Genomic DNA, 26424 nt, shown 5'->3' with positions numbered 1-26424 from the left:
GCCGCCGGTGCGGCTCCTGCTGTGCGACGACCACGCCGTCGTACGCGCCGGGCTGCGCGCGCTGCTGTCCAGTGCCGACGGCATCGAGGTGGTCGGTGAGGCGGGCACCGGTGAGGAGGCGCTCGCCCTGGCCGCCCGCCTGCGCCCCGACGTCGTACTGATGGACCTGCAACTCGGCGACGGCGTGGACGGCGTGACGGCCACCCGTCGGCTGACCTCACGGCCGGCCGACGCCCAGCACTCCCCCACCGCCCCGCCCGCTCCGGCCCCCCGCGTCCTCGTGCTCACCATGTTCGACACCGACGCCGACATCAGCCGTGCCATCGAAGCGGGGGCCACCGGCTATCTCCTCAAGGCCGAGCGGCCCGACGAACTGTTCGCGGCGATCCGCGACGCCGCGGCCGGCCGTACCGCGCTGTCGGCGCCGGTGGCCGACCGGCTGCTGGCCCAACTTCGCAGCCCACGGCCCGCGTTGTCCGAGCGCGAGCACGAGATCCTCGGTCAGCTGGCCCGTGGCCTGGGCAACCGGGAGATAGCGCGAGCCCTCTTCATCAGCGAGGCGACCGTCAAGACCCACCTCGGCCGCATCTACGGCAAGCTGGGCGTGGAGACCCGGTCGGGCGCGGTGGCCGTGGCGAAGGAGCGCCGCCTGCTGCCGTGACGGACCCCGCACCCGCACCCACCGACCTCCCCCGCACGCCCCCCTCCCGGCCCTCAGAAGAGAGCCGTCCCCCGTTCGAAGTCCAGCAGACGCCGCTTGCGCTCCACGCCGCCGCCGTAGCCGGTGAGGCCGCCGTCGGAGCCGACCACGCGGTGGCAGGGGACGATGATGCCGACGGGGTTCTTTCCGTTGGCCAGCCCGACCGCCCGGGACGCCCTGGGATTGCCGAGGGCGTCGGCGAGATCGCCGTACGAGCGGGTCTCGCCGTAGGGGATCCGTACCAGTTGTTCCCAGACGAGGCGCTGGAACGGGGTTCCGTGCAGCCTGAGTTCAAGGGTGAACTCCTTCAACTCGCCCGCGAAATAGGCCTCCAGCTGTTCTTCCGGTTCGGCGAAGAGCGTGTCGTCGCGTGCGCCGAAGCTCTCCTGGGACGGGCGGTGGCGCTGCTCGGTCATGTAGAGCCCGCACAGGACGCCGTCGTCGGCGACGAGGGTGAGGAGGCCGTAGGGGCTGTCGATGACGGTGTGCCGCTTCTGCTGCTTCACGGGAGGTCCTTGAGAGTCGGTCGGGGATGCGGCCGGGGCGACGACCTTGAACGGGCTCATAGGTACGCGCTCATACGGGGAGGAAGTTGATGGGGTGGCTGTCCGTCGCCCACAGGTACTGGACCGCGTACGCGCGCCACGGCCGCCAGGCCGCCGCACGGGCCGTGAGGGCTGCCGGGGTGGAGGGCAGGCCCAACTCCTGTGCCGCGCGCCGGATTCCGAGGTCGCCGGCCAGGAAGGCGTCGGGGTCGCCCAGGGCGCGCATGGCGATGACGTCCACGGTCCAGGGGCCGAAGCCGGGAAGGGCGAGGAGGCGGGCGCGGGTCTCCGCCCAGTCGCTGTCGACGCCCACGTGCAGGTGCCCGTCGGTGAGTTGCCGTACCAGCGTGGTGAAGGTGGTCCGGCGGGTGCGGGGCATCGCGAGGGTCTCGGGGTCGACCGCCGCCAGCGCCTCGGGGGACGGGAAGAGATGGGTGAGACCCCCCTCGGGGTCGTCGACCGGTTCGCCGTGCGCGACGACCAGCCGGGCCGCGTGCGTCCGGGCGGCAGCCGTGGAGACCTGCTGGCCGAGCACCGCCCGTACGGCGAACTCGGCCTCGTCGACGGTACGCGGCACCCGTCGCCCGGGAGCCTTGTCCACCAGCGGCGCGAGCACCGGGTCGGTGCGCAGCTGCTCGTCGACGGCGACCGGGTCGGCGTCCAGGTCGAGCATGCGGCGGCAGCGGCTGATGGCGACGGGCAGGTCGCGCAGGTCGCTGAGGGTGAGCCGGCAGGCGATGTGGTCGGGCTGCGGCGTGAGGCCCACGATGCCGTGGCCGTAGGGCAGGCGGAGCGTGCGCCGGTACGCGCCGTCGCGCCACTCCTCCACTCCGGGTACGGCGGTCGCGGCGAGGTGGCCGAAGAGGTTGTCGGGGTTGAGCGGGGCCCGGAAGGGCAGCCGGAGGCTCAACACCCCTGACGTGCCGGGGGAGTCGGAGCGCTGTCGGGCCGACCGGGTGGCCCGCTCGCGTAGTTCGCTCGGCGACAGCGCGAAGACCTCCCGCACGGTGTCGTTGAACGTCCGGATCGAGGCGAACCCGGCGGCGAACGCGATCTCCGCCATCGGCAGCGCGGTCGTCTCGATCAGCAGCCGCGCGGTCTGCGCCCGCTGCGCCCGGGCGAGCGCCAGCGGCCCCGCGCCCAGCTCGGCCAGCAGCTGCCGCTCGACCTGCCGGGTGCTGTAGCCGAGCCGCCGTGCCAGCCCCGGCACGCCCTCCCGGTCCACCACCCCGTCCGCCACCAGCCGCATCGCCCGCGCGACGAGGTCCGCTCGCTGATCCCACTCCGGCGACCCGGGACTGGTGTCCGGCCGACACCGCTTGCACGCCCGGAACCCGGCCTGCTGACACGCCGCCGCACTCGGATAGAACGTCATGTTCTCCGCCTTCGGCGGCACCACCGGGCAGCTGGGCCGACAGTAGATCCGCGTGGTGATCACGGCCGTGAAGAACCACCCGTCGAACCGCGCGTCCTTCGACCGCACGGCCCGCACACACCGCTCCGTATCCGCGTACATCCCGTTCCGCATGACTCAAGCATCGGGGAGGGAGAGGGTGCCGGGCTGGCGGAAATCCGACATCGAGGCTGGGGCGGCCTCGTGACCGCCGAGCCCCTCCAGGGGCGCGGGGAACGGCGCGACCAGCCCGTACGGATCCGCGGCCGCCACCAGACGAACCGCCCTCCCCCGCAGGCGCCGCTAACCTCCCGCAGCGTTACGCCACGCGGCCTCCCGCAACAACCGCAGCCCATTGAGCCCCACCACCACGGTGGACCCTTCATGCCCGGCCACGCCCAGGGGCAACGGCAGATGCCCCACCAGGTCCCACACCACCAGCACGGCGATGCAGACCCCCGCGATCACCAGGTTCTGGACCACCAACCGCCGGGCCGCCCGCGACAACCGCACCACCGCCGCGATCGCGCCGAGCTCGTCCCGCACCACCACCGCGTCCGCCGTCTCCAGGGCGAGATCGGACCCGGCCCGCCCCATCGCCACCCCGGAGTGCGCGGCGGCGAGCGCGGGCGCGTCATTGACCCCGTCGCCGACGAAGAGCACCTTCCCGCCCCCGGCCTGCAGCTCCCGTACGGCCTCCACCTTGCCCTCCGGCAACAGCCCGGCGCGCACCTCGACGATCCCGGTGGCCGCCGCCACCTGGTCGGCGGCACGCACGTTGTCCCCGGTCAGCAGGACCGGCGACGCACCGGTCACGGCGGCGAGCGCGGCCACCGCCGCGGGCGCGTCCTGGCGCGGGCGGTCGGCCAGGGTGAGCGTCCCGACGGCGACCCCGTCCCGCTCGACGAGAACGGTCGTCCCGTCGGAACTGCCGCCCCCGGAGACCTCACCGCCGACGGCGCCCCCGTACTCCCCCGGCCGCCCCACGGTCACCACGCACCCCTCGACGGTCGCCCGCACCCCTCGTCCGGGGGTTGCCACGAAGTCGTCGGCGGCGGCGATCCGTAGCCCCCGGGCGCCGGCGGCGGCGACCACCGCGCGGGCCAGCGGATGTTCGCTGGGATGCTCCGCGGCCGCGGCCAGGGACAGCAGCCCGTCCTCGTCGAGCCCGGAGCCCGGCAGCGGCCGTACGGCCGTGACCTCCGGTGTGCCCTCCGTGAGCGTGCCGGTCTTGTCGAGGGCGGCGACGTCGATCTCGCCCAGCCGCTCCATCGCGACAGCGGACTTCACGAGGACACCGTGGCGGCCGGCGTTGGCGATGGCGGAGAGCAGCGGCGGCATGGTGGCGAGGACGACCGCGCAGGGCGAGGCCACGATCATGAAGGTCATGGCGCGGAGCAGCGCGGCCGTGAGGTCCTCGCCGAAGGCCAGCGGGATGCCGAAGACGGCGAGGGTGGCGACGACGACACCGACGGCGTACCGCTGTTCGACCTTCTCGATGAACAGCTGGGTCGGCGCCTTGGTGCGGGAGGCCTCCTCGACGAGGCTCACGATGCGGGCGATCACGGAGTCGGCCGGGTCGCGTGCGACGCGGACGCGCAGCGCGCCCGTGCCGTTGAGGGTGCCCGCGAAGACCTCGTCGCCGGGGGACTTGGGGACGGGCAGCGGTTCGCCGGTGATGGTGGCCTGGTCGGCCTCGCTCTCCCCCGCCAGGACCTGCCCGTCGGCACCGATGCGCTCGCCGGGGCGGATCAACACCACGTCACCGACGGCGAGACGGCCGGTCGGCACGGTCTCCTCGGCGGAGCCGTCCGCCGACAGCCGGGTGGCCGTCGTGGGGGCGAGGTCGAGGAGGCCCCGTACGGAGTCCGCGGTGCGGGCGGTGGCCAGGGCCTCCAGGGCGCCGGAGGTGGCGAAGATGACGATCAGCAGGCCGCCGTCCAGGACCTGGCCGATGGCGGCCGCGCCCAGCGCCGCGACGATCATCAGCAGATCGACGTCGAGGCTCTTCTCGCGCAGCGCCCGCAGCCCTTCGAGGGCGGGCTCCCAGCCGCCGGCCGCGTAGGCGATCGCGTAGAGCGGGCCGTACAGCCAGGCGGAGGCCCCGGCCAGGTCCAGCGGGAACGCGAGCAGGAAGGCGACGGTCGAGGCCAGCGCCCAGCGGGCCTCGGGCAGGGCGAGGACCCGGGTACGGCGGCGGGGGGCCGTCGGCTCGGGCGTACGGCGGACCGGTGACGGGGTGAGGGTGGCAGACACGCGGCACACCATACAGGAATACATGAAGACTCATTCATGCCTTCATGTGCGATGAGTAAGATATGCGCCATGGGTCATGGAGCCGTCACCGCAGCGCAGGACGCCACCCCTCGCGTGCGCCTGGACGCGGCCAACGTCGCCAAGGTGGCCACCACCCTCCAGGCCCTCTCCACCCCGTCCCGCCTGCTGATCCTGGCCCGGCTGCGCGAAGGCCCGCTCCCGGCGACCGAGTTGGCCGCCGAGGTCGGGATGGAACAGTCCGCCTGCTCCCACCAGCTGCGCCTGCTGCGCAACCTCGGCCTGGTCGTGGGCGAGCGCCGGGGCCGTTCGGTGGTGTACGCGCTGCACGACCACCATGTCGCCGAGCTGCTGGACCAGGCCGTCTACCACGTCGAGCACTTGAGGCTGGGGCTCAGCGACGCACCGGACGGCGACTGAGGCACCGGGCGTCTGCCGAGGCACCGGACGGCGACTGACGCACCGGGCACCGGCTGAGGCACCGGGCGCCGGCTGAGGCGGTCAGGTCGCGGGAAGTGCCGGCAGCTGGGGCGCCAGGCCACCGAGGAGGCCGGTGATCAGGCCGAGGACCGGGGCGAGCAGGTCGGTGACCGCACCCAGTACGGCGCCCAGGTCGAGCGAGGTCAGCGCCTTGAGCAGGGCGTCGACCGCGGTCTGGAGCGTGGCCGGCAGATCGGCGACCGGGTCGGCCGCCGTGGTGGCGCCGCCGGAGGTGGCCGGGGCCGCTGCCTCCAGCTTCTGCAGCCGCTGCTGAACGGTGGCGTTGGCCGTTCGGAGGGCCGCGACATGCCGGGCCGCCTCGGCCGCGTCGAGCTGGTTCGCGTCGAGCTTGGCGATGGTGGTCAACTCGTCCAGCAGCGGTTCGAGTACGTCGGCCTCGTCCATGCGGTCGAGCAGGTCCAGCTGGTTGAGCAGCACGGCCGCGTCGGTGCCGACGGCGTCGGCGTCGGTGGCCGTGTCCTCGTCGGTGTCGGTGTCGGTGTCGGTGTCCGTGACCGCGTCCGTATCCGTGTCCGTATCCGTGTCCTCGTCGGTGTCGGTGTCCGTGTCGGTGTCCGTGACCGCGTCCGTATCCGTGACCGCGTCCGTATCCGCGTCCGTATCCGCGTCCATGTCCGCGTCCAGGTCGGCGTCGAGGTTCGCCAGCAGCCCGTCCATGTCGAGGTCGAGGTTGGCGAGGAGCGCCTCCACCTCGGCGATCTCCTGCTCGGCGAGGGCGTCCGCTTCGGCCTCCTCCTTCGCCAGGAGCCCGTCGATCTCCGCGTCCAGCGCGGCGAAGAAATCGTCCAGATCGGGTTCGGGGACCGCGGCGATCCCCAGCGTGGTGCGGTCCGAGGCGGTACGGTCCGAGGCGGTACGGCCCGCGTCGACGGCCGCGGTGGCGGTGCCGACCGGCCCGAAGACCAGTGCCCCGCAGACCAGGGGCGACAGGAGAAGACCACGGGAGACGAGGGCGCGCATGCATGTTCCTTTCGAAGCAGCTGTCCTTGCGCTCACCGTGGAAGGCGGTACGGCCCGCCGCAACCGATCGCAGGACCGGCGCCCCTCCCTCCGACCGACCCCGCGGACAACCCTGACCAGGCTGTTTCCCCCTCAGGGAGAGCCCTGTGCGACTTCGTTCGACACGCTCCGGCTGTTCGTCCGTCAGAGTGCGGGAGAGCGGCGAGCCGGGTCGCCTCCCACTCGGCGACGGCGTCAGCCCGTCTGTTCGGCGAACGCCGCGTACGCCTCGTCGTCGAAGAGAACGAACCTGACCTCCTCGACCGATGTCTCCGTGCTCCGGACGGTGTGGACGGCGATGCGGGCGGCGTCGTCCATCGGCCAGCCGTAGATGCCGGCGGAGACGGCGGGGAAGGCGACCGTGCGGGCGCCCAACTCGTCGGCCACGCGGAGGGATTCTCGGTAGCAGGAGGCGAGGAGGGCGGAGCGGTCGAGGCTCTGGCTGTGGACCGGGCCGACCGTGTGGATCACCCAGCGCGCGTCCAGTTCGCCCGCCGTGGTGGCGACGGCCTGGCCGGTGGGAAGGCCCCTTCCGTAGTGCGAGGCGCGGAGCTTGCGGCAGTCCGCCAGGATGGCGGGGCCGCCGCGCCGGTGGATCGCGCCGTCCACTCCTCCCCCGCCGAGGAGGGAGGAGTTCGCGGCGTTGACGATGGCGTCGACGGACTGCTGGGTGATGTCGCCCCGGACGAGGGTGATGGTGGTCATGCCCGCCTCTATATCAGCCGACGGGACGTGCGAGCCCTCCAATATGTCGGGCGTCGTCGGCCTCGGACGAGGCCCTGACGGCCTACCAGCCCACCGGCAGCGATCGCACCCCGTGGATCGCGCCCATCGGCAGCGCGAGCTCCTCCGGCGGTGCGGTCAGACGCAGATTCGGCAGGCGGTCGAAGAGAGCGGGAAGGCCGACCTGGAGTTCCGCGCGGGCGAGGGACTGGCCGACGCACTGGTGCGGTCCGTGGCCGAAGGCCAGATGGCCGGACGCGTCGCGGCGCACGTCCAGGGTCTCCGCGCCGGGGAAGACGGACGCGTCCCGGTTCGCGGTCTGGATCGCCACCGCGACACCGTCCCCGGCGCGGATACGGACACCACCGATCTCGACGTCCTCCGTCGCGACGCGCCGCAGGCCCCAGTGGGAGACGGTCAGCCAGCGCAGCAGTTCCTCGATCGCGCCGGGCCACAGCTCCGGCTCACCGCGCAGGGCGGCGAGCTGTTCCGGGTGGCGCAGCAGGGCGACGACCGCCAGAGGGAACATGTTCGCGGTGGTCTCGAATCCCGCGAGCAGCAGCACGAAGGCCACGCCGATCGCCTCCTCGACGGTGGCCTCGCCCGTCGCCACCCGTTCCGTGGCCAGCCGGGAGAGCAGATCGTCGGCCGGCTCACGGGTCCGGGCCGCGAGGAGTTCACCGAGGTAGCCGTACAAGGCCCGGCGGGCGCCCAGCACATCGACGTCGCCGGTGTTGAAGCTGGTGAACGCCTGTGCCTGCCGGTGGAAGAAGCCGTGGTCCTCGTACGGCACTCCGAGCAGCCGGCAGATGACGAGGGCGGGCTGCGGCAGGGCGTACGCGGTGACGAGGTCGGCCTCCCGCGCGCCGTCGGCCGTCATCGTGTCGAGCAGGTCCGCGCAGATCCGGACCAGATCGGGGCGCAGAGCCTCGACCCGGCGGAAGGTGAAGTCCGGGATGAGCATGCGCCGTAGTCGGGTGTGGTCCGGCGGGTCCATGGCGAAGAACTGACCCGGGCCGCGCGGAGGCGCCTGCGGACGCAGACCGGGGAAGCCCGCACGCGTGGAGTCGGCGCTGAAACGCGGGTCGGCCAGGACGGCACGGGCGTGGTCGTGACGGGTGATCAGCCAGGGGCTGTTGTCGTCCCAGACCGTCACCCGCCGGATCGGCTCCTCGGCCTGCCACTTGGCGTATTCGGGGGCGGGGTCGAGCAGGGGACGTTCGGTGGGCAGTGGGGGGTACGTGCTCATCGCTGTGTTCTTCCCGGTGCTAGTCGGTGCTCGGGCGGGGGTCGGTGCGCCGGTCATCGGGGGTGGTCAGTCCCGCCAACTCCAGCAACAGCCCCTTGATCTCGGCGGCGGCATAGCCCTCGCGTGCCGGCTCCGGTGCGGAGCACAGCAGTACGGGCCCGTCCTCGGGGTCGGCGGGCAGGCGCCCGTGGCTGCCGCTGACGCCGGCGGGGTTCAGCGGCACCGTGCTGATGCGGTAGCGCAGGCCCAGCTTCTTGCGGGCGACCTGGCCGATCGCGCGCAGCTTCACCGCGGGGACGGTCTCGTCGTACAGCAGCTCGGCGGGGTCGTAGCCGGGCTTGCGGTGGATCTCGACCTGGCGGGCGAAGTCGGGGGCCCGCTCGTCGTCGAGCCAGTAGTAGTACGTGAACCAGGCGTCGGGGTCGGCGACCGCGACGAGTTCGCCGGAGCGTTCGTGGTCCAGGCCGTGGGCCGCCTTGCCCTCGGCGTCCAACACCTGTTCCACGCCGTCGAGTTCGGCCAGGATCTTCGCGACCTCGGCCGTGTCCGCCGGGTCCCGTACGTAGACGTGGGCGAGCTGGTGGTCGGCGACGGCGAAGGCCCGTGAGGTCCAGGGGTCGAGGTACTCCATGCCGTCCTGGGTGTGCACCTGGAGCAGACCGGCGCGGCGCAGGGCCCGGTTGATGTCCACGGGTCGGGAGACGGGGGTGATGCCGTATTCGCTGAGGGCCACCACCGTGGCGCCCTCGCTCAGGAAGTGGTCGATCAACGGGCGTAGGGCGTCGTCGAGTTGCCGGGCGGCCCGGATGGTGGCGGGCGAGTCGGGCCCGGATCGCTGCGGCTCGTAGTCGAGTTGGGGGATGTAGACGAGGGTGAGGTCGGGGTCGTGCTCGTCGAAGACCTGGCGGGCGGCGCCGAGGATCCACTGGGTGGACGGCATGCCGGCGTTGGGGCCCCAGTAGGTGAACAGGGGGAACGGGCCCAGCCGGCCGGTGAGTTCGTCGTGCAGGGTCGGCGGCCAGGTGTAGCAGTCGGGTTCCTTGCGGCCGTCGGAGTAGTAGACCGGGCGTGGGGTGACGGTGAGGTCGACGTCCGCGCCCATCGCGTACCACCAGCAGATGTTGGCGACCTTGTAGTCGGGGTCGGATCTGCGGGCGGTCTCCCAGATCTTCTCGCCGCCGACGAGCGCGTTGTGCTGGCGCCACAGCAGTACCTCGCCGAGGTCCCGGAAATACCAGCCGTTGCCCACCACCCCGTGTCCGGCGGGCGGTTCACCGGTGAGGAACGTGGACTGGACCGCGCAGGTCACGGCGGGCAGCACGGGGTCGAGCCGGGCCCGGAAGCCGCGCTCCCCGAGAGCGGCGACCGCAGGCATGTGCTTGAGCAGCTTGGGGGTGAGGCCGACGATGTCGAGGACGACGAGCCGGTTGGGTCGGGTGCTCATCGCTGGTTCTCCCTGCGTCCGGTTCGGGTGCTCATCGCTGGTTCTCCCTGCGTCCGGTTCGGGTGCTCATCGCTGGTTCTCCCTGCGTCCGGTTCGGGTGCTCATCGCTGGTTCTCCCTGCGTCCGGTTCGGGTGCTCACTGGTGGTCCTCCTTGAGGCCGAGGCCGGTCAACCGGTCGCGGGCCCAGGCGAGTTCGGCGGCGATTCCGCCGGGCAGGTCGGTGGGCGGTTCGGGGAGGACGGACCAGGTGTAGGTCTCGACCTCGATGTGGTCGCAGTCGGCCGAGGCCCCGCCGAGCAGTCCGGCCAGGACCCGGCTCAGCTGGTCGGCGGTGGTGCGCAGCGGCGGTTCGGGGTCGGCGTGCAGCGGGGCGTGGAAGTGGACGCGCCAGGGGCCCGCGCCGGTGGGCAGAGCGCCGTCCAGCGCGTCCGGCAGGTCGTCGACGCCCCGCACCCGAGGGGCCTCCTGCTCCGCCGCCGTGCGCGTCTGGTGCAGGAAGCGTGGCTCCGCGAGCCGTCGCAGGGCCGCGCGGGCGGCGGGGTCGGCCGGGTCGGTGGCCTCGACCGCGCAGGACGCCTGGAGCTTGACGACCGGCAGCCCTGCCTCCGCGAGGCGCCGCAGGGCCGCCCCGGGTTCCTCGAACTGCACGGCGAGGTGGCAGGCGTCGAGGCAGACGCCGAGCCGTTCGGGGTCGAGGCCGCGCAGCTCCCGTACGGCCTGGGCGGTGGTCTCGACGACGCAGCCGGGTTCCGGTTCGAAGCCGACCCGGATACGGCGGCCGGTGTCCGACTCGATCGCGGCGAGCCCGGTGGTGAGCCGGTCCAGGGCGCGGCGGGCACGGTCGGCGCGCTCCGGTGGCCAGGGTGTGCGCCAGGCCAGCGGCAGGGTGGAGACGCTGCCGCGCTCGGCGTCGTCCGGGAGGAGCGCGGCGAGGACGCGTGCGCAGTCGAGGGTGTGGCGCAGGCGGGCCTCGTCCGCCCAGTCGGGGAGATACACGTCCTTCTTCACCACCTCGCGGTGGAACCCGGCGTACGGGAAGGCGTTGAGGGTGACGGTCTCCAGGCCGCGCATCGCGAGTTCGTCCTTGAGGCGCCTCAACTCTCTCGGTTCAGCCGTCAGTTGCGTGACCACGTCGCGGGCGAGCCAGAGCCCGATGCCCAGCCGGTCGACGCCGAGGCGCTCGCGCACCGGTTCGGCGTAGGTGGCGAGTTGGGCGAGGACGCCGTCGACGTCCTCCGCCTGGTGGACGTTGCTGCAGTAGCCGAGGTGGACGGCGGTGCCGTCCGGGTGCCGGAAGCGCATGACGCGTCCCCTCACTCCCCGCCGCGCCGGACGGAGTTGCCCTGGTAGCTCGACTCCTCGTCGGGCTTGGGCTCGTCGAGATCCAGTCGGCCGCTCTGCCCGTAGAAATCCACGGGGTTGCGCCACAGCACCCGGTCCACGGCGTCGTCGCCGAACCCGGCGGCCAGCATGGCGTCGGCGGTCTTCCGGGGCTTGAGCGGGTCCGAACGGCCCCAGTCGGCGGCCGAGTTGACGAGAACGCGCTCGGTGCCGTGCTGCTGGAGGATGGTCACCATGCGGTCCTCGCTCATCTTGGTCCGCGGGTAGATCGAGAACCCGGCCCAGCAGCCGCTGTCGAGGACCGTGCCGACGGTCAGCTCGTTGAGGTGGTCGAGGACGACGAGTTCGGGGGCGATGCCCGACTCGCGTACCACGTCCAGGGTCCGGCGGGTGCCGACTGCCTTGTCGCGGTGCGGGGTGTGCACGAGAGCGGGCAGTTCGTGCTCGATCGCGAACTGGAGCTGGAGCGCGAGCGCCTCGTCCTCCTCGGGCGTCATGGAGTCGTAGCCGATCTCACCGACGGCGACGACCCGGTCCTTGGCGAGGTAGCGGGGCAGCTCGTCCAGCACGGGCCGGCAGCGCGGGTCGTTGGCCTCCTTGGGGTTGAGCGCGATCGTGCAGAAGTGCTGGACGCCGAACTGGGCGGCCCGGTAGGGCTCCCAGCCCAGCAGCGCGTCGAAGTAGTCGTAGAAGCTCTCGGGCGAGGTGCGGGGCTGGCCCAGCCAGAAGGCCGGCTCGACGACGGCACGCACGCCGGCCGCGTACATCGCCTCGTAGTCGTCGGTGGTGCGGGAGGTCATGTGGATGTGGGGGTCGAAAATGCGCACGGGCAGGCCTCTTCCTCGGGTTGTCCTGTGAGCGATGCCGACTGGATGCGAAGGCGGTGTCCTACACGGAGGCGGTGTTCTGTGCGGAAGCGGCGGGGGCGGTGTTCTGCGCGGAAGCCGCGGAGGCGGTGTTCTGCGCGGAGGCGGTGTTCTGCGCGGAAGCCGCGGAGGCGGTGTTCTGCGCGGAGGCGGTGTTCTGTGCGGAAGCCGCGGAGGCGGTGGCTCGCCGGAGCGCCTTCAGGGCGCGCCCGGCGGCCTCGCGGCGGTCGGGCGTGGCGGCCCGCGTCTCGGCGGTGAGCCTGTCGGTGAGCTGGTCGGCGGCCGGGAAGTCGCGGACGACGGGCCAGATGTCCGCCGGTACGTCGCGCCCTGCGGCGACCCGCTCGTGCGCGAAGTCGGCGAGCATACGGGCGAGTTCGGCGTCGGCACGGGCGGCGATCCCGGCGATCCGGTCGAGCGGGATCTCCAGGAAGACGCACTTCAGTACGGCCTGCCGGTACTCGGTGTCCGGGAGGCGGCCGGCGCCGTACGGGCCGAGGGCGGCCTCGACGATGCTGCCGTCGTTGCCGCGCAGGGCTTCCCGGACGAGCGGCAGGGCGAGGTCGCCGAGGGGTTCCCGGGCGGGGCCGTCGCCCCGGGGCCCGGCGAGCAGGTGCAGGGCCCGGAGGACGGCCCGTTGTTCGGCCGGGTCGCCGTGGCGCAGGAGGCCGGCCAGTTCGTCGGCGAGCGGCCGGCCGCCCAGCGGCAGCGCGGCGAGCAGGACGGCGCGGGCCGCCTCGTCGACGGTCCAGTGCGCGTCCAGCCGCGCACGCCCGCAGCGTCTTCGGGCGGCGGGGAACAGGGTTCGTACGGCGGCGGGCCGGTCGGCGATCCGGGCCACGGCCTCGTCGAGCCAGGCGCGGGCCGCCGGGTCCAGTGCGTGACCGGAGAGGAGGGGTCGCGGGTCGACGAGGAGGGGTCGCGGGTCGGAGGGTTCGGCCGCCTCGGAGAGCGGCATGCCGGTGGAGACCATGACGGAACAACCCCCTGTGGGGTGGAGGATCTGACGGACGGTGGTGGTCGTCGGGCCGGGTCAGGCCGTCGCCGCGCGGAGGAAGTCCAGCGAGCGACGGGCCACTTCGGGGGCGTCGAGGGAACCGCCCTGGATCTCCACGGAGACCAGTCCGCGGTGGTCGAGGTCCTGGAGGGCGGCGAGCACGGGCGGGAAGTCGATCTCGCCGGCGCCGAGTTCGAGGTGCTGGTGGATGCCCCGCCGCATGTCCTCGATCTGCACGTTGAGCAGGCGCGGGGCGGCGAGGCGGACGCACTCCAGCACGGTCCGGTCCTCCACGCAGTGCGCGTGCCCCACGTCGAGGGTGATCCCGAACAGTTCGTGTCCGCCGACCATCTCGGCGAGTTCCAGGCACCGCTCCACCGTGTCGACGAACATGTACGGCTCGGGCTCGAAGGCCAGCGAGACGCCGTACTCCCCCGCCGTCTCCAGGACGGTCTCGACGCCCGCCGCGAGCCGCTTCCACGCGTCCCGTTCCGGCAGCCCTTCGTCCGGCGCGGGGCCGCTGCACAGGTGGACGGTGGGCGAGCCGAGGTCGGCGGCGACGCGTACGGCCCGCCGCAGCAGGTCGATCCTGCGCTCGGCCCCGTCCGCCATGAGGGTCGGGTGGTGCTTGCCCCAGGGGTCGAGGAGATAGGGCGCGCCGGTCTCGACGGTCACGTCGAGTCCGTGCCGGGCCAGGTCCCGGGCGACCGCGGCCACCCGTCGGGGCAGGTCGTCCGCGTACGGGTCGAGGTGACCGTGGTCGAGGGTCAGCGCGACGCCGTCGTAGCCGAGGTCGGCGAGGACCGCGAGGACGTCGCCGATCCGGTGGTTGGTGAAGCCGTTGGTGCCGTAGCCGAATCTCAAGGGGGTGGGGGGCGGGGTCATTCCGGCTTTCCTCCTGCGGAGGTCTGTGCTGTTCAGGTGGGGGATATGCGCCGGGCGAGCCGCCGGGCGAGGGGGTGTACGACGCCCAGGGCCGCCGCCGCGACCGTGGCTCCGCTCCGCGCGGTCAGCGCCGCCTGCAGGGGCATCAGGCCGAGGATCCCGGCCCCGACGGCCCGCCGTACGTTCTCGCCCGACGGCTCCCGTACGGCGCGGGCCTGGGCCGTTCCGTAACTGCCGAGGTAGGCGAGGGCCCCGGCGGCGACCACGGCGGCCCGGGCCTCGGCCGAGCGCGAGACGCCGGCGCTCGCGCGCACGGTCCCGGTGGCCCCCGCGGTCGTGCCGGGCCACGCGGCGGTGGTGGCGCCGTCGCGCTGCGAGCCGCGGGCGGCGCGCCGGGCGAGCGCCGGGCCGACGACCGGGAGTGCCGTGGCGAGGGCGGTGGTCGTGGAGGCGGCGAGGGTCGCGGCCGGCAGCCGGGCGGGGGCGCCCGAGATCTCGTGACGGCTGAGGGCGGTCAGGGTGTAGGTGTGGACACCGACCAGCGCGGCGGGGACGGCGGCGCGCAGCAGGGCGGCGCCGGTTCCGGCCGTACGGTCCGGCCCGCGCCCGGCGGCCGAGGCGCCCGCGAGGACGTCCAGGGCACGGGCGGAGGCCATGGCGGCCGGGCCGGCCGGGGTGGACTTGAGCTTCAGGTCGTACGCCCAGACGGCGCCGGCCAGGGGGAGCGCTCCCAGGAGGCTCCGGCGGCCCCCCGAAGCGGCGGCGAGCGCGAGGCCCCCGGCCGTCAGGGCGCCGGCGACGGCGAGGGCGGTACGGCGTGGGACCCGGCCGGACGGGACGGGGCGCTCGGGGCGCTCGACGGCGTCGATCGTGGCGTCGGCGTAGTCGTTGAGGGCCATGCCGGCCCAGTAGAGGCAGACGGACGAGCCCATCACGCCGAACGTCCGCACGCCCAGCGGGTGTCCGGCGGCGGCGGCGCCCGCGAGCACGTCGCCCGGGACGCTCAAGGCGGCCGGTGCCCGCACGAGTTGCGCGAGGTCGGTGAGGCGCACGGCAGGCCGCGAGCCCGAGCCCGGTACCGCTCTCCGATCTTTCATGGCGGCAACTTACCCACGCGACTTGACCATTCACACGGAGAAAACGTGAAGACCTTTGTCGATCCGTGACTTCGCTTCGCGCGCCGATGAACCACCTCAGGGTTCCTGCCGCAACCTCCGCCACACCGCCTTGGCCGCGTTGTGTCCCGACATGCCGTGCACGCCGGGGCCCGGCGGGGTCGCCGAGGAGCAGATGAAGACGGCCGGGTGCGGGGTGCTGTACGGGAAGAGCGAGAGCTTGGGGCGGAGCATCAACTGCAGTCCGGAGGCGGCGCCGCAGGCGATGTCGCCGCCGACGTAGTTCGCGTTGTGCGCGGCGAGCTCGGGCGGGCCGGCGGTGGCGCGGGCGAGGACGCGGTCGCGGAACCCCGGGGCGAACCGCTCCAGTTGACGCTCGACCGCGTCCGTCAGGTCGCCCGTCCAACCGTTCGGGACATGGCCGTACGCCCAGAAGACGTGCTTGCCCTCGGGCGCCCGGCCGGGGTCGACCAGACTGGGCTGCACGGTGATCAGGAACGGCGCGTCGGGCGCCCGGCCCTGCCGGGAGGCCGCGTCGAGCGCCGCGCCGATCTCGGCCCTGCTCGCCCCGACCTGGACGGTCCCGGCACGGCGCGCCTCCTCGGCGGTCCAGGGCACGGGGCCGTCCAGCGCGTAGTCGAGCTTGAAGACGCTCGCGCCGTAGCGGTACGACGCGTAGTGGTTCCCGAAGCCCGCGATCCGGGCCAGCGCGGTGGGCGAGGTGTCGAAGACGTACGCGCGCGCGGGCGGCAGGTCGTCGAGGCGCTTGACCTCGTAGTCGGTATGGACGGTGCCGCCGAGGTCTTCGAGATACGCGGTGAGCGCGTCGGAGATGGCCTGTGAGCCGCCCCGGGCGACCGGCCAGCCGGCAGCGTGCGCGGCCAGCGCGAAGACCAGGCCGACGGCGCCGGTGGCGAGGCCGCCGAGCGGGGCGATGACATGGGCGACGAGCCCGGCGAACAGCGCCTTGGCCCGCTCGTCCTTGAAGCGGCGCATCAGCCACGTCGACGGCGGCAGCCCCACGAGGCCGAAACGGGCGAGGGTGACCGGGTCGCGGGGCAACGAGGACAGCGGCAGCGACATGAAGTCCCGGGCGAGCGTGTCCCACTTGGGCAGGAACGGCTCGACCAGCCTGCGGTACGGCCCCGCGTCACGCGGGCCGAACGAGGCGGCCGTCTCCCCCACCGAGCGCGACAGCACGGCCGCCGAGCCGTCGAGGAAGGGATGCGCCATCGGCAGCTCGGCGTGCAGCCACTCCAGGCCGTAGCGGTTCAGCGGCATCGCCTTGAACGCGGGCGAGTTGACGCCGAGCGGGTGCGCGGCCGAGCAGGGGTCGTGGCGGAAGCCGGGCAGGGTCAGCTCGGCGGTGCGGGCGCCCCCTCCCACGGTGTCCTTCGCCTCGAACACGGCCACGGAGAACCCGCGGCGGGCCAGCTCCACGGCAGCCGTCAGGCCGTTCGGCCCCGCCCCCACCACCACCGCGTCGAGCATCGACGGCACGTCCGGACCCCTTCGTCAGCCGATGGCCAAGCTCCGCCGACGGAATCCCCGCCCGCCGACAGACCTCGCTCAGGATATGCCCGGCCGCCGACAGGCCCGGGCAAGGGTGGACTCCGCCGACGGACGTGCCGGTTCCGCACGGCCGCCCGGACCAGGTCACCGGGGAGGCGCCCCGGTGACCCGAGCCGCCCCGGCGGGCCACCTGGACCCCGGGTCAGGCTCCGCCCGACAGCAACCCCACGACCCGGCGGGCCGTGGCCGCGTCCCGGGCGGTGGTGAACGGCAGGGCGTTGCCGCCGGTGATGCGGAAGGGCTCGCCGGTCAGGGTGAGATGGGCGCCGCCCGCCTCCTCGACGAGGAGCAGACCGGCCGCGTGGTCCCACGCGGCCTCCCAGGAGAAGGCTGTGGCGTCCAACCGGCCCTCGGCGATGGCGAGATACTCCAGTCCGGCCGAACCGCAGGCGCGCGGAGCCACACCGTCCGTCCACAGGCCGAGCAGGGCCCGCTTCTGCTCCTCGGTGGTGTAGTCCGGGTGGGAGGTGGCGATGACGAGGTCACGGCCGGGGTCGGGCGAGCCGGCGCGCAGGGGCTCGCCGTCGACGGTGGCCCCCTGACCGCGTATCGCCACGGCGAGCCGGTCCAGGGCGGGCGCGTACGTCCAGGAGGCGCGCAGGACTCCGCCCTGGGCCAGGGTGACGAGGGTGCCGAAGCCGGGCTCGCCGTGCACGAACTGCCGGGTGCCGTCCACCGGGTCGACGATCCAGACCGGCGCCTCGCCCTGGATCGCCTCGTACGACGCCGGGTTGGCGTGCACCGCCTCCTCGCCGACCACGACCGAGCCGGGCAGCAGCGCGGGCAGCGCCTCCGTCAGATACTGCTCGGCCTTGCGGTCGGCGTCGGTCACCAGGTCGTGCGGGCCGTTCTTCTGGTCTATCTCGTGCGCGGCGAGCTGCCGGAAGCGCGGCATGATCTCCGCGGCGGCGGCCTTGCGGATCGCTTCCTCGACGTCCGAGGCGTGCCGGGCGAGAAACTCGTCGATGGTTTCGTTGTCTTCGATCATGTCTCCATGACAGCACGCGGCACTGACAATCCCCACCCGTTCGGTGTATTCGGGAGGGAATCGCCGTGAATACCCGGGGCGGTCGGCGTCCGCCGGGGGCCGGGCCGTATCCGACGGAGACACTCCCCGGCTCAGCGCCCGACCGCGTACCCCTGCATCCCGCGCGGGTTCGCCGCCGCCGACAGCACCCCGGTCTCCGGGTCGCGGGCGACCGCGCACAGCCGGCCCTCGGACCAGGCCTCGCCGACGACGACGTCGTGGCCGCGTCGGCGCAGCTCGGCGATGGTCTCCGGGGGCATGCGGGACTCGACGGTGACGCTGCCGGGGCGCGTGCCGCGCGGATAGAAGGAGCCGGGGAAGCTGTCGTTGTGCCAGTTCGGGGCGTCGATCGCGCCCTGGAGGTCGAGGCCGCCGCGGACCGGCGGGCGGAGGGCGACGGCGAGGAAGAAGTGCAGCTGCCACTGGTCCTGCTGGTCGCCGCCGGGCGTACCGAAGGCCAGGACCGGGACGCCGTCGCGCAGCGCCAGCGACGGGGTGAGCGTGGTGCGCGGCCGGCGCCCGGGGGTGAGGGAGTTGGGCAGCCCCTCGTCCAGCCAGGCCATCTGCAGCCGGGTACCGAGCGGGAAGCCCAGCTCGGGCACCACCGGGTTGGACTGCAGCCAGCCGCCGCTGGGCGTGGCCGCGACCATGTTGCCCCAGCGGTCGACGATGTCGAGGTGGCAGGTGTCGCCCCGGACGCTCCCGTCCGCCGCGACCTCGGGCTCCCCCGGCACCGGCGACCGGGGACTCTGGGCGACGGTGGGCTCACCGGCGCCCCTCAGGTTCCCGGACCCCTTCGCGACCGTGGGCTCGCCGGCCCCCATGGGGTGGAAGCCCGGCTCGTCGGTGGCCACCACGCGCGCGTGGGCGCTCAGTCGCGGGGTGCGGCCGCCCGGACGGCCCGGCAGCAGCTCGTACGACGCCGTGTCGCCGACGAGCGCCCGCCGCGCGGCGTTGTACTCGTCGGACAGCAGCTCGCCGAGCGGTACCGGCGCCGCGTCCCCGTACCAGGCCTCCCGGTCCGCCATGGCGAGTTTGCAGCCCTCGACGAGGAGGTGCACGTACGCGGCGGACCCGTACGCGGGCGGTTCGGGCGGCAGCAGGGCGAGTTGCTGGAGGAGGACCGGGCCCTGGCTCCAGGGGCCCGCCTTGCACAGGGTCCATCCGTTCCAGTCGTACGTCGCCGGGGCCTCGTAGGTCGCGGACCAGCCGGCCAGGTCGGCCGTCGTGAGCGTCCCGGTGTGCCGTTCGCCGCTGGTGTCCAGGGTGGGCCGTCCGGCCTGTCGGACGAGGGCCTCGGCGATGAAGCCGGAGCGCCACACCTCGCGCGCCGCCTCGATACGGGCCTCCCGGTCCCCCGCCCCCTCGACCTCGGCGAGCAGCCGCCGCCAGGTCGCGGCCAGGGCCGGGTTGCGGAACAGCTCGCCGGTGCGGGGCGCCCGCCCCTTGGGCAGGTAGACCTCCGCCGACGACAGCCACTCCTTCTCGAAGAGGTCCCGCACGGGCTCGACCGTCGCCCCCACGTTCTCCACGGGCGCGTGTCCGTCCTCCGCGTACCCGATGGCGTACTTCAGGACGTCGGCCAGGTCCTTGGTGCCGTGGTCGCGCAGGAGGAGCATCCACGCGTCGAAGGCGCCGGGCACGGCGGCCGCCAGCGGCCCCGTGCCGGGGACGAGTTCCAGACCGAGCCCCCGGTAGTGCTCGGCCGACGCCCCGGCGGGCGCGACGCCCTGTCCGCAGAGCACCCGGACCTCGCCGTCCGCCGGCGCGAGGATGATCGGTACCTCGCCCGCGGGCCCGTTGAGGTGCGGTTCCACGACGTGCAGGACGAAGCCCGCCGCCACGGCCGCGTCGAAGGCGTTGCCGCCGTCCTCCAGGACCGCCATCGCCGACTGCGAGGCGAGCCAGTGCGTGGAGGACACCATTCCGAAGGTCCCCTGGAGCGTCGGACGAGTGGTGAACACGGGCGGACTCCTTAACGCGCGACGGGCGTTCGATGATCGTACGCAGCGCTCCGGCAGGCCCCCGGGATCAGCCCTCGCCGGAACGCCGCCCCACGGTCAGCACATGCCCGCTCGCCCCCAGCAGCGAGGGCTCCGACTCGATCCGCCGGGTCGCCGCCAGCACGGCCTCCCGGTGCTCCGGGTCGTCCAGCCACTCCTCCACGCCGCCCATCAGCCAGGCGACGCCCTCCACGCCGTACTGCCCCTCCGGTTCGAGCCCGGCCTCGGTGAACTCGCCCGGCACCTCGGCCGGGTCGGCGAAATAGGCGGTGGTGAAGTGCGGGTCCTCCGGCGAGTAGCGGTGCCTTCCGTCGGCCGACACGGCGTCGACGCGCGTGCGACGCTCCGGGATGACGTAGTTCCCTTGCAGGAGGGTGTCGTTGAGCCCCGCGAACCGGTTGATCGTGGCCGCGATCACCACGCCACCCGGGCGCACGGCCCGGCGGGCCTCGGCCAACGCCCTGACCCGGTCCGGGCGTTCGGGCAGATGATAGAGCGGCCCCAGGAACAGCACGACGTCGTACGCGGCGTCCTCGGCGGGCAGTGCGCGGGCGTCTCCGAGTCGGGCGGTGACCCCGGGCAGCCGCCCGGACCGCTCCACGTGCATCGGCACGGGATCGACGACCTCGACCTCGTAGCCGTCGTCGGCCAGCCATTCGGCGTGGATCCCTGTGCCGCCGCCCACATCGAGCACCCGCGCGGGAACTTCCGGCAGCAGCCGCCGCAGCACGTCCTGCGTCCGCCAGAACTCCAGCCGTCCGGCGCCGTTTCTGAGGCGCGCTTCCTCCTTCCCCTGCTCGTAGTAGGCGAGGATCTCCTCGCGTACGGAAGGGAGTTGGGACTCGGTGGCGTACGGTGACCGGCTCATGCCTCCAGGGTGCTGATCGCCACGCAGGCCCCGCAACCGGTTAAGACCCGTCGGCGACCTGCGCCCACGCCGTCGTGCCGAGGCGTCCCGTGTTGCCGAGGTCGATGCCACCGTCCGGGGTGAGGACTTCGGCGGGCCGGCCCGCCAGCGGGGCGATGCGCAGGTAAGGGGCGTTGACGGCGGGTACGTCCGCCTCGGTGACCGTGTTGCGCCAGACCAGCTCGGTCCTGGCGGCCTCGCCGGGCTTCAGGATGACGGTGTGCGGGCCGAAGTCGGGCACACCGGTGGTGATGTGCCGCGAACCCTCCAGGACGCGTACGGCGTCATGACGCTCGCCGTTCTCGTCGAGCACCTGGATCGACGGGTAGCCGTTGACGGTGTACGGCTTCGTGCCGCAGTTCGTGAGGGTCACGCTCATCGCCCGCAGCCCCATCGCCGACTCCACGAGGCCTGGCAGCATCCGCACCCCGGAGGACGGGCAGGCGGCCGAGGTGTCCTCGGTCGACCCCGCGCCCGGCTGCGACTCCGGGCCCCCGGGCGGCTCCGGGACCCGCCGCTCCCCGGGCGCGTCCGTACCCGTCGGCGAGGCCGACACCGAGGGCACCGCACGGTCGGGGTCGAGCTCGCGGTCCAGTTCCTCCGAGAGTCCGCAGCCACCGACGGCCGATGTCAGCGCCACTGTCAGGACCACGCGGAAAGCCGTACGGCCGCGTATCGGAATCATGGGCCGATCCTGACACGCACCCTGGCGGAAGCCGCGACTCCGCCACCGACGCGAAGGCCGCCGACACAAGGCCGCCGACACGAGGACCGCCGGCACGAGGACGGCGCCCGCGTCCCGGACCGCGAACCCCTGTCACCACGTATGCACGGAGCGAGTTCGCACTTTCGTCCTACACGCAGTCGTGTGACACTGGCGTACCCCACCGCCCGGCGGTACCGCCGCCTCGACCCCGAGAAGTGCGCTGTGCGTGATCTCCCTCTGCCGCTCGCCCTCACCGCGCGACTGCTGCCGGTCGCCGTACTCGCCACCGCGGGCTGGGCGTTGTCGTCCGGTCCGCTGTCCGCGAGCCCGGCCGGGAAGGACTCCACGCAGGACACCGCGGCGAAGCCCGAATCCACCTCCGAGTCCGCGCCGTCGACATCGACCGTGTCCAAGACGTACGCGAAGGCACCCTCGCCCTGCTCCGGCGTCACGACGAAAACGGTCAAATCCCTTGTTCCGGGCGCGAAGACGGCCGGCAAGGAGATCGCGTCGACCGACCAGGCCGTGCGCCGCACCTGTTCCTGGAACGCGCTCAAGGGCTTCGACTACCGCTGGCTCGACGTCTCGTACGAGATTCAGCAATCGGACGACAAGGCCGAAAGCGCCTATAAGGCGCGCACCACGGAGAAGAGCGGTGGCGGTGCGGTCCCCGGTCTCGGCGACGCGGCCTACTCGGTGGTGAACCTCACCACCGAGGACAAGCAGCAGACCCGCGAGGGCGTGGTGTACGTCCGCATGTCCAACGCCCTGGTGGTCGTCACGTACAACGGCAGCGACTTCGAGTCGCAGAAGGCGCCTGGCACGGACGAGATCAACAAGGGCGCCATCAAGGCCGCCAAAGAGGCGGCGGCCGTGCTGGAGGACGCCCAGTAAGGGGTACGCCTCTCCGGCACGGCCGCCGCCGCTCCGGTCGCGGCGACCGTCAGACGGCCGCCCGCTCCTCCTGCGTCTTCTTCCTCTCCCCGGCCATCAGCGCCACGTACAGCACCATCGCCGTGCCCAGGCCCACCGCCCAGCCGTAGTCGGCGAGCGGCTTGAGGAACGGGATCATGCCGTCGTGCGGGAACGGTCCCGAGGACACGCCGTCCTCGGAGACGGTCGAGTACGAGCCGCCGACCGCGAGGACACCGCCGACCACGAAGGCCACGATCGCCCGCCAGTTCCAGCCGGACGTGTACCAGTAGCGCCCGCCGGGCGTGTACAGGTCCGCGAGGTGCAGGACGGTGCGGCGGATGATCCAGTAGTCGGCGATGAGGATGCCGGCGACCGTGCCGAGCAGACCGCCGACCACGCCGAGCCAGGTGAAGATGTAGAACTCGGGTGTGGAGATCAGCTTCCACGGGAAGATCAGGACGCCGACGACACCCGTGATGAGCGCGCCCGTACGGAAGTTGATGAGCTTCGGGGCGAGGTTCGCGAGGTCGTACGCCGGTGAGACCACGTTCGCCGCGATGTTCACGGAGATGGTCGCCACCAGCACGGTGATCAGAGCGAAGAGGAGCCCGAAGACGTTGTCGGCCTTGGCGGCCAGCGTGACCGGGTCCCAGATGGCCTCGCCGTAGACGACCTCGGAGCCGGACGTGACCAGCACGGCGAGGACCGCGAAGAGGGTCATCGTGGTGGGCAGGCCGAGGGACTGGCCCCAGGTCTGCGCCTTCTGACTGGCGCCGAAGCGGGTGAAGTCGGGGATGTTCAGGGAGAGCGTGGCCCAGAAGCCGATCATGCCCATGAGGGACGGGAAGAACACCGGCCAGAAGTCGGGGCCCCAGCCGAGCTTGGAGGGCTGGTCGAGCAGCGCGCCGAAGCCGTCGGCCTTGACCGCGATCCAGATCAGCAGCACGAGCGCGCCGACGATCACGAAGGGCGCGGCCCAGTTCTCGAAGTGCCGCAGGAAGTCCATGCCGCGGTAGATGATCGCTATCTGCAGCGCCCAGAAGAGGACGAAGCAGAGCCACAGCGGCCACGGGTTGCCCGCGATCTTCCCCGCGTTCTCCCACTCACCGCCGGTGAGCTTGGAGCCGAGCGCGAATATGCCCGAGCCGCCGATCCACGTCTGGATGCCGAACCAGCCGCAGGCGACGGCCGCGCGGATCATCGCCGGGATGTTGGCACCGCGCAGACCGAAGGAGGCGCGGGCGAGCACCGGGAAGGGGATGCCGTACTTGGGTCCGGCGTGCCCGGTGGCCAGCATCGGCAGCAGCACGATGATGTTGGCCAGGGCGATGGTGAAGACGGCCTGCTTCCAGTCCATACCGAGGGCGACCAGGCCGGAGGCCAGGGTCCAGCTGGGGATGCAGTGGGCCATGGAGATCCACAGCGCCGCGAAGTTGTACGTCGTCCACTTGCGCTCGGAGACGGGTACGGGGCGCAGGTCCTCGTTGGCGAAGGGACTGTCGGCGGGGAAGGCCTCGGGGGCCAGCTCGATCCGGCCGGACGAGTCGGCGGACTGGGCTATCGACGGCCCCGTGGGGACTGTTTCGGTCATGGGCAGGCCAATCAGGGGAGGTGGGACGGGAGAGAAAGGCCGTGCGGAGGCCTTGGGCCCCTCCCCTCCGGGACGGCGGAGGGGAGGGAGACAAGGTGTGGGGGGGGCACTGAGTGGAGCTGTTGGTTCCGGTTGCTTGGGGTGGCCGGATTCTCGCAGTCGTGGACCGGTTCCGGGAACCCGGATCAGCCGTTGACCGCCGGGATGACCGTCGAGCCGTACACGTCGATCACCCTCTCCTGCGCGTCGTGCATGTCGTACACGGCGAACTGGTCCACGCCCAGCGCGCGCAGGGCGTTCAGCTTCTCGATGTGCATCTCGGGAGTGCCGATGACACAGAACCGGTCCACGATCTCGTCCGGCACGAACTGGGTGTCGGGGTTGTCGGCGCGCCCGTGGTGGGAGTAGTCGTACCCCTCGCGGGCCTTGATGTAATCCGTCAGCTCCTCCGGTACGGCCGCGGAGTGTTCGCCGTACTTCGACACCAGGTCGGCGACGTGGTTGCCGACCATCCCGCCGAACCAGCGGCACTGCTCACGCGCGTGGGCCAGGGCCTCCGGGGAGTCGTCCTCGGTGACGTACGCGGGGGCGGCCACGCAGATCTTCACCTCGGACGGGTCGCGGCCGGCGGCCACGGCCGCGTCCTTGACCGCCTTGACCATGTACTCGGTCAAGTAGAGGTCGGACAGCTGGAGGATGAAGCCGTCCGCCTCCTCACCGGTCATCTTCAGGGCCTTGGGGCCGTACGCGGCCATCCAGACCGGGAGTTCGGCACCGGGCTTGATCCACGGGAAACTGATCACGGTCCCGCCGAGGTCGGCCTCTCCCCCGCTGCCCAGCGACCGGATCACCTTCATCGCCTCGCTGATGCGGGCCAGGGTGTTGGGCTTGCGGCCCGCGACGCGCATCGCGGAGTCGCCGCGGCCGATGCCGCAGACCGTGCGGTTGCCGAACATGTCGTTCAGCGTGGCGAACGTCGAGGCGGTGACCTCCCAGGTGCGGGTGCCCGGGTTGGTGACCATGGGGCCGACCGTCAGCTTCGTGGTACTGGACAGGATCTGGCTGTAGATGACGAACGGCTCCTGCCAGAGCACGGCGGAGTCGAAGGTCCAGCCGTACGTGAAGCCGTTGTTCTCGGCGCGCTTCATCAGCTCGATGACACGCGAGGCCGGCGGGTCGGTCTGCAGGACGAGTCCGAAGTCCATGATGGGCGCCACTCCTAGTTGAGGTACTGACAGGTGGAGCGGGGGGTGTAGACGCCGTGCCCGGCGTGCCCGGTGTACTCCCGCTCGGTGATGACGAGTTCGCCGCGCGAGAGGACCGTCTCGACCCGGCCGGTGGTGCGCTTGCCCTCGTACGCCGAGTAGTCGACGTTCATGTGGTGCGTCTCGGCGGACATGACCTGCTCGGCGTGCGGGTCGTAGATGACGATGTCGGCGTCCGCGCCCGGCGCGATGGTGCCCTTCTTCGGGTACATGCCGAACATGCGGGCCGGGGTCGCGCAGGCGATCTCGATCCAGCGGCGGCGCGAGATGTACCCGTCGACGACGGCCTGGTGGAGCAGGTCCATACGGTTCTCGACGCCCGGCAGACCGTTGGGGATCTTGGAGAAGTCGCCGCGGCCCAACTCCTTCTGGCCGACGAAGCAGAAGGGGCAGTGGTCGGTGGAGACCACCTGGAGGTCGTTGGTGCGCAGGCCCTGCCACAGCTTGGCCTGGTGCTCCTTGGGCCGCAGCGGGGTGGAGCAGACGTACTTCGAGCCCTCGAAGTCGGGCTCCGCGAGGTTGTCCGTGGAGAGGAACAGGTACTGCGGGCAGGTCTCACCGAAGACGTTGAGCCCCTCGTCACGCGCCCTGGCCAGCTCGGCGACCGCCTCCATCGCCGAGACGTGCACGACGTACAGGGGGGCGCCGGCGACCTGGGCGAGCTTGATGGCGCGGTGGGTGGCCTCGGCCTCCAGCAGGGCCTTGCGCACCTCACCGTGGTAGCGGGGGTCGGTCTCGCCGCGTGCCAGCGCCTGTTCGACCAGCACGTCGATCGCGATGCCGTTCTCGGCGTGCATCATGATCAGGCCGCCGTTCTCGGCGGAGCGCTGCATGGCGCGCAGGATCTGGCCGTCGTCGCTGTAGAAGACGCCCGGGTAGGCCATGAACTGCTTGAAGGAGGTGACGCCCTCCTGCACCAGCAGGTCCATCTCCTTGAGCGTGTCCTGGTTCACGTCCGACACGATCATGTGGAAGCCGTAGTCGATGGCGCAGTTGCCCTCCGCCTTGGCGTGCCAGGCGTCGAGACCCTCGCGGAGGCTGTGGCCGACGCTCTGCACGGCGAAGTCCACGATCGTCGTCGTACCGCCCCAGGCGGCGGCCCGGGTGCCGGTCTCGAAGGTGTCTGAGGCGAAGGTGCCGCCGAAGGGCAGCTCCATGTGCGTGTGCGCGTCCACGCCGCCGGGGATGACGTACTTCCCGGTGGCGTCGATGGTGCGTTCGGCGGTCCAGGCCTCGGCCGCGGGGGTGCCGGCGGCGGCGAGGGCGGCGACTCGGCCGTCCTCGATCAGGACGTCGGCGTGGAGCTCGTCGGACGCGGTGATGACGAGACCGCCGCGGATGAGAGTACGGCCGCTCATGAATTCACGCTCCCTCGGGTTGTTGGGAAGGGGCCGGTCGTCTTGGG

Annotated in this window: 23 protein-coding genes; 3 read left to right on the top strand and 20 right to left on the bottom strand. The window is 72.5% G+C overall.

The annotated features are described in order from the left end of the window. The first annotated feature begins 7 nt into the window (after positions 1-7). Entirely contained in the window at positions 8-661 is a 654-nt protein-coding gene (locus tag OG202_RS39540) for a response regulator transcription factor (protein ID WP_327732081.1), read from the top strand. 53 nt (positions 662-714) lie between these two features. Here the strand turns inward: OG202_RS39540 and OG202_RS39535 are convergent, their stop codons facing one another. From OG202_RS39535 to OG202_RS39525, 3 genes are all read right to left on the bottom strand, one after another. After that, a complete protein-coding gene (locus OG202_RS39535; RefSeq protein ID WP_327727043.1) occupies positions 715-1206 on the bottom strand; it encodes a methylated-DNA--[protein]-cysteine S-methyltransferase in 492 nt (163 codons plus the stop codon). Between the two features lie 70 nt (positions 1207-1276). After that, complete coding sequence (locus OG202_RS39530; RefSeq protein WP_328224774.1) at positions 1277-2761, bottom strand: AlkA N-terminal domain-containing protein; 1485 nt, start codon at positions 2759-2761, stop codon at positions 1277-1279. Positions 2762-2941: 180 nt separating this feature from the next. After that, positions 2942-4906, bottom strand: a complete 1965-nt coding sequence (locus OG202_RS39525) for a heavy metal translocating P-type ATPase (RefSeq protein WP_327732083.1) — start codon at positions 4904-4906, stop codon at positions 2942-2944. 57 nt (positions 4907-4963) lie between these two features. Between OG202_RS39525 and OG202_RS39520 the strand changes: the two genes are divergently transcribed. Beyond that, entirely contained in the window at positions 4964-5332 is a 369-nt protein-coding gene (locus tag OG202_RS39520; RefSeq protein ID WP_326574986.1) for an ArsR/SmtB family transcription factor, read from the top strand. 81 nt (positions 5333-5413) lie between these two features. Here the strand turns inward: OG202_RS39520 and OG202_RS39515 are convergent, their stop codons facing one another. From OG202_RS39515 to OG202_RS39450, 14 genes are all read right to left on the bottom strand, one after another. Next, complete coding sequence (locus OG202_RS39515; RefSeq protein ID WP_327727044.1) at positions 5414-6373, bottom strand: hypothetical protein; 960 nt, start codon at positions 6371-6373, stop codon at positions 5414-5416. A gap of 234 nt (positions 6374-6607) precedes the next feature. Continuing rightward, entirely contained in the window at positions 6608-7117 is a 510-nt protein-coding gene (locus OG202_RS39510) for an O-acetyl-ADP-ribose deacetylase (RefSeq protein WP_327727045.1), read from the bottom strand. Positions 7118-7199: 82 nt separating this feature from the next. Next, a complete protein-coding gene (locus OG202_RS39505; protein WP_326574989.1) occupies positions 7200-8384 on the bottom strand; it encodes a cytochrome P450 in 1185 nt (394 codons plus the stop codon). A gap of 19 nt (positions 8385-8403) precedes the next feature. Beyond that, positions 8404-9828, bottom strand: a complete 1425-nt coding sequence (locus tag OG202_RS39500; RefSeq protein ID WP_327727046.1) for an alkaline phosphatase family protein — start codon at positions 9826-9828, stop codon at positions 8404-8406. Positions 9829-9964: 136 nt separating this feature from the next. Then, complete coding sequence (gene eboE / locus OG202_RS39495; protein ID WP_328224321.1) at positions 9965-11131, bottom strand: metabolite traffic protein EboE; 1167 nt, start codon at positions 11129-11131, stop codon at positions 9965-9967. 11 nt (positions 11132-11142) lie between these two features. Then, entirely contained in the window at positions 11143-11997 is an 855-nt protein-coding gene (locus OG202_RS39490) for a TatD family hydrolase (protein WP_328224320.1), read from the bottom strand. 61 nt (positions 11998-12058) lie between these two features. Further along, entirely contained in the window at positions 12059-13009 is a 951-nt protein-coding gene (locus OG202_RS39485; RefSeq protein ID WP_328224319.1) for an EboA domain-containing protein, read from the bottom strand. Positions 13010-13069: 60 nt separating this feature from the next. Then, positions 13070-13918, bottom strand: coding sequence for a sugar phosphate isomerase/epimerase family protein (locus OG202_RS39480; protein WP_328224318.1), 849 nt, complete (start codon positions 13916-13918; stop codon positions 13070-13072). 32 nt (positions 13919-13950) lie between these two features. Continuing rightward, on the bottom strand, positions 13951-15015 hold the full coding sequence (locus OG202_RS39475) for an SCO3242 family prenyltransferase (protein ID WP_328224317.1): 1065 nt from the start codon (positions 15013-15015) through the stop codon (positions 13951-13953). 96 nt (positions 15016-15111) lie between these two features. Then, positions 15112-16524 (bottom strand): phytoene desaturase family protein, encoded by a 1413-nt coding sequence (locus OG202_RS39470; RefSeq protein WP_326585557.1) that lies wholly within the window; start codon positions 16522-16524, stop codon positions 15112-15114. A gap of 223 nt (positions 16525-16747) precedes the next feature. After that, the gene (locus tag OG202_RS39465) at positions 16748-17593 is read right to left on the bottom strand and encodes an inositol monophosphatase family protein (RefSeq protein ID WP_326574996.1); all 846 of its coding nucleotides are present in this window, start codon (positions 17591-17593) and stop codon (positions 16748-16750) included. Between the two features lie 131 nt (positions 17594-17724). Further along, entirely contained in the window at positions 17725-19596 is a 1872-nt protein-coding gene (locus OG202_RS39460) for a gamma-glutamyltransferase family protein (protein WP_328224316.1), read from the bottom strand. Positions 19597-19663: 67 nt separating this feature from the next. Continuing rightward, positions 19664-20503: a class I SAM-dependent methyltransferase gene (locus OG202_RS39455; protein ID WP_328224315.1), complete on the bottom strand. Its 840-nt coding sequence runs from the start codon at positions 20501-20503 to the stop codon at positions 19664-19666. Between the two features lie 40 nt (positions 20504-20543). Then, entirely contained in the window at positions 20544-21227 is a 684-nt protein-coding gene (locus tag OG202_RS39450; protein WP_326574999.1) for a DUF4232 domain-containing protein, read from the bottom strand. Between the two features lie 243 nt (positions 21228-21470). Here OG202_RS39450 and OG202_RS39445 point away from each other — a divergent pair, with 243 nt between their 5' ends. Beyond that, positions 21471-22142, top strand: coding sequence for a hypothetical protein (locus OG202_RS39445; RefSeq protein ID WP_328224773.1), 672 nt, complete (start codon positions 21471-21473; stop codon positions 22140-22142). Between the two features lie 49 nt (positions 22143-22191). Here the strand turns inward: OG202_RS39445 and OG202_RS39440 are convergent, their stop codons facing one another. The 3 genes from OG202_RS39440 to hydA all read right to left on the bottom strand — a co-directional run bounded on the left by OG202_RS39440 (position 22192) and on the right by hydA (position 26377). Then, complete coding sequence (locus OG202_RS39440) at positions 22192-23754, bottom strand: NCS1 family nucleobase:cation symporter-1 (RefSeq protein WP_326575000.1); 1563 nt, start codon at positions 23752-23754, stop codon at positions 22192-22194. Positions 23755-23939: 185 nt separating this feature from the next. Further along, entirely contained in the window at positions 23940-24959 is a 1020-nt protein-coding gene (locus tag OG202_RS39435; RefSeq protein WP_326575001.1) for a TIGR03842 family LLM class F420-dependent oxidoreductase, read from the bottom strand. A 14-nt stretch (positions 24960-24973) separates the two neighbouring features. Continuing rightward, a complete protein-coding gene (hydA, locus tag OG202_RS39430) occupies positions 24974-26377 on the bottom strand; it encodes a dihydropyrimidinase (protein ID WP_327727055.1) in 1404 nt (467 codons plus the stop codon). Positions 26378-26424 lie beyond the last annotated feature (47 nt).

It is taken from the genome of Streptomyces sp. NBC_00310 (assembly GCF_036208085.1).
GTDB lineage: Bacteria > Actinomycetota > Actinomycetes > Streptomycetales > Streptomycetaceae > Streptomyces.
This window is presented reverse-complemented; position numbering and strand designations above follow the sequence as displayed.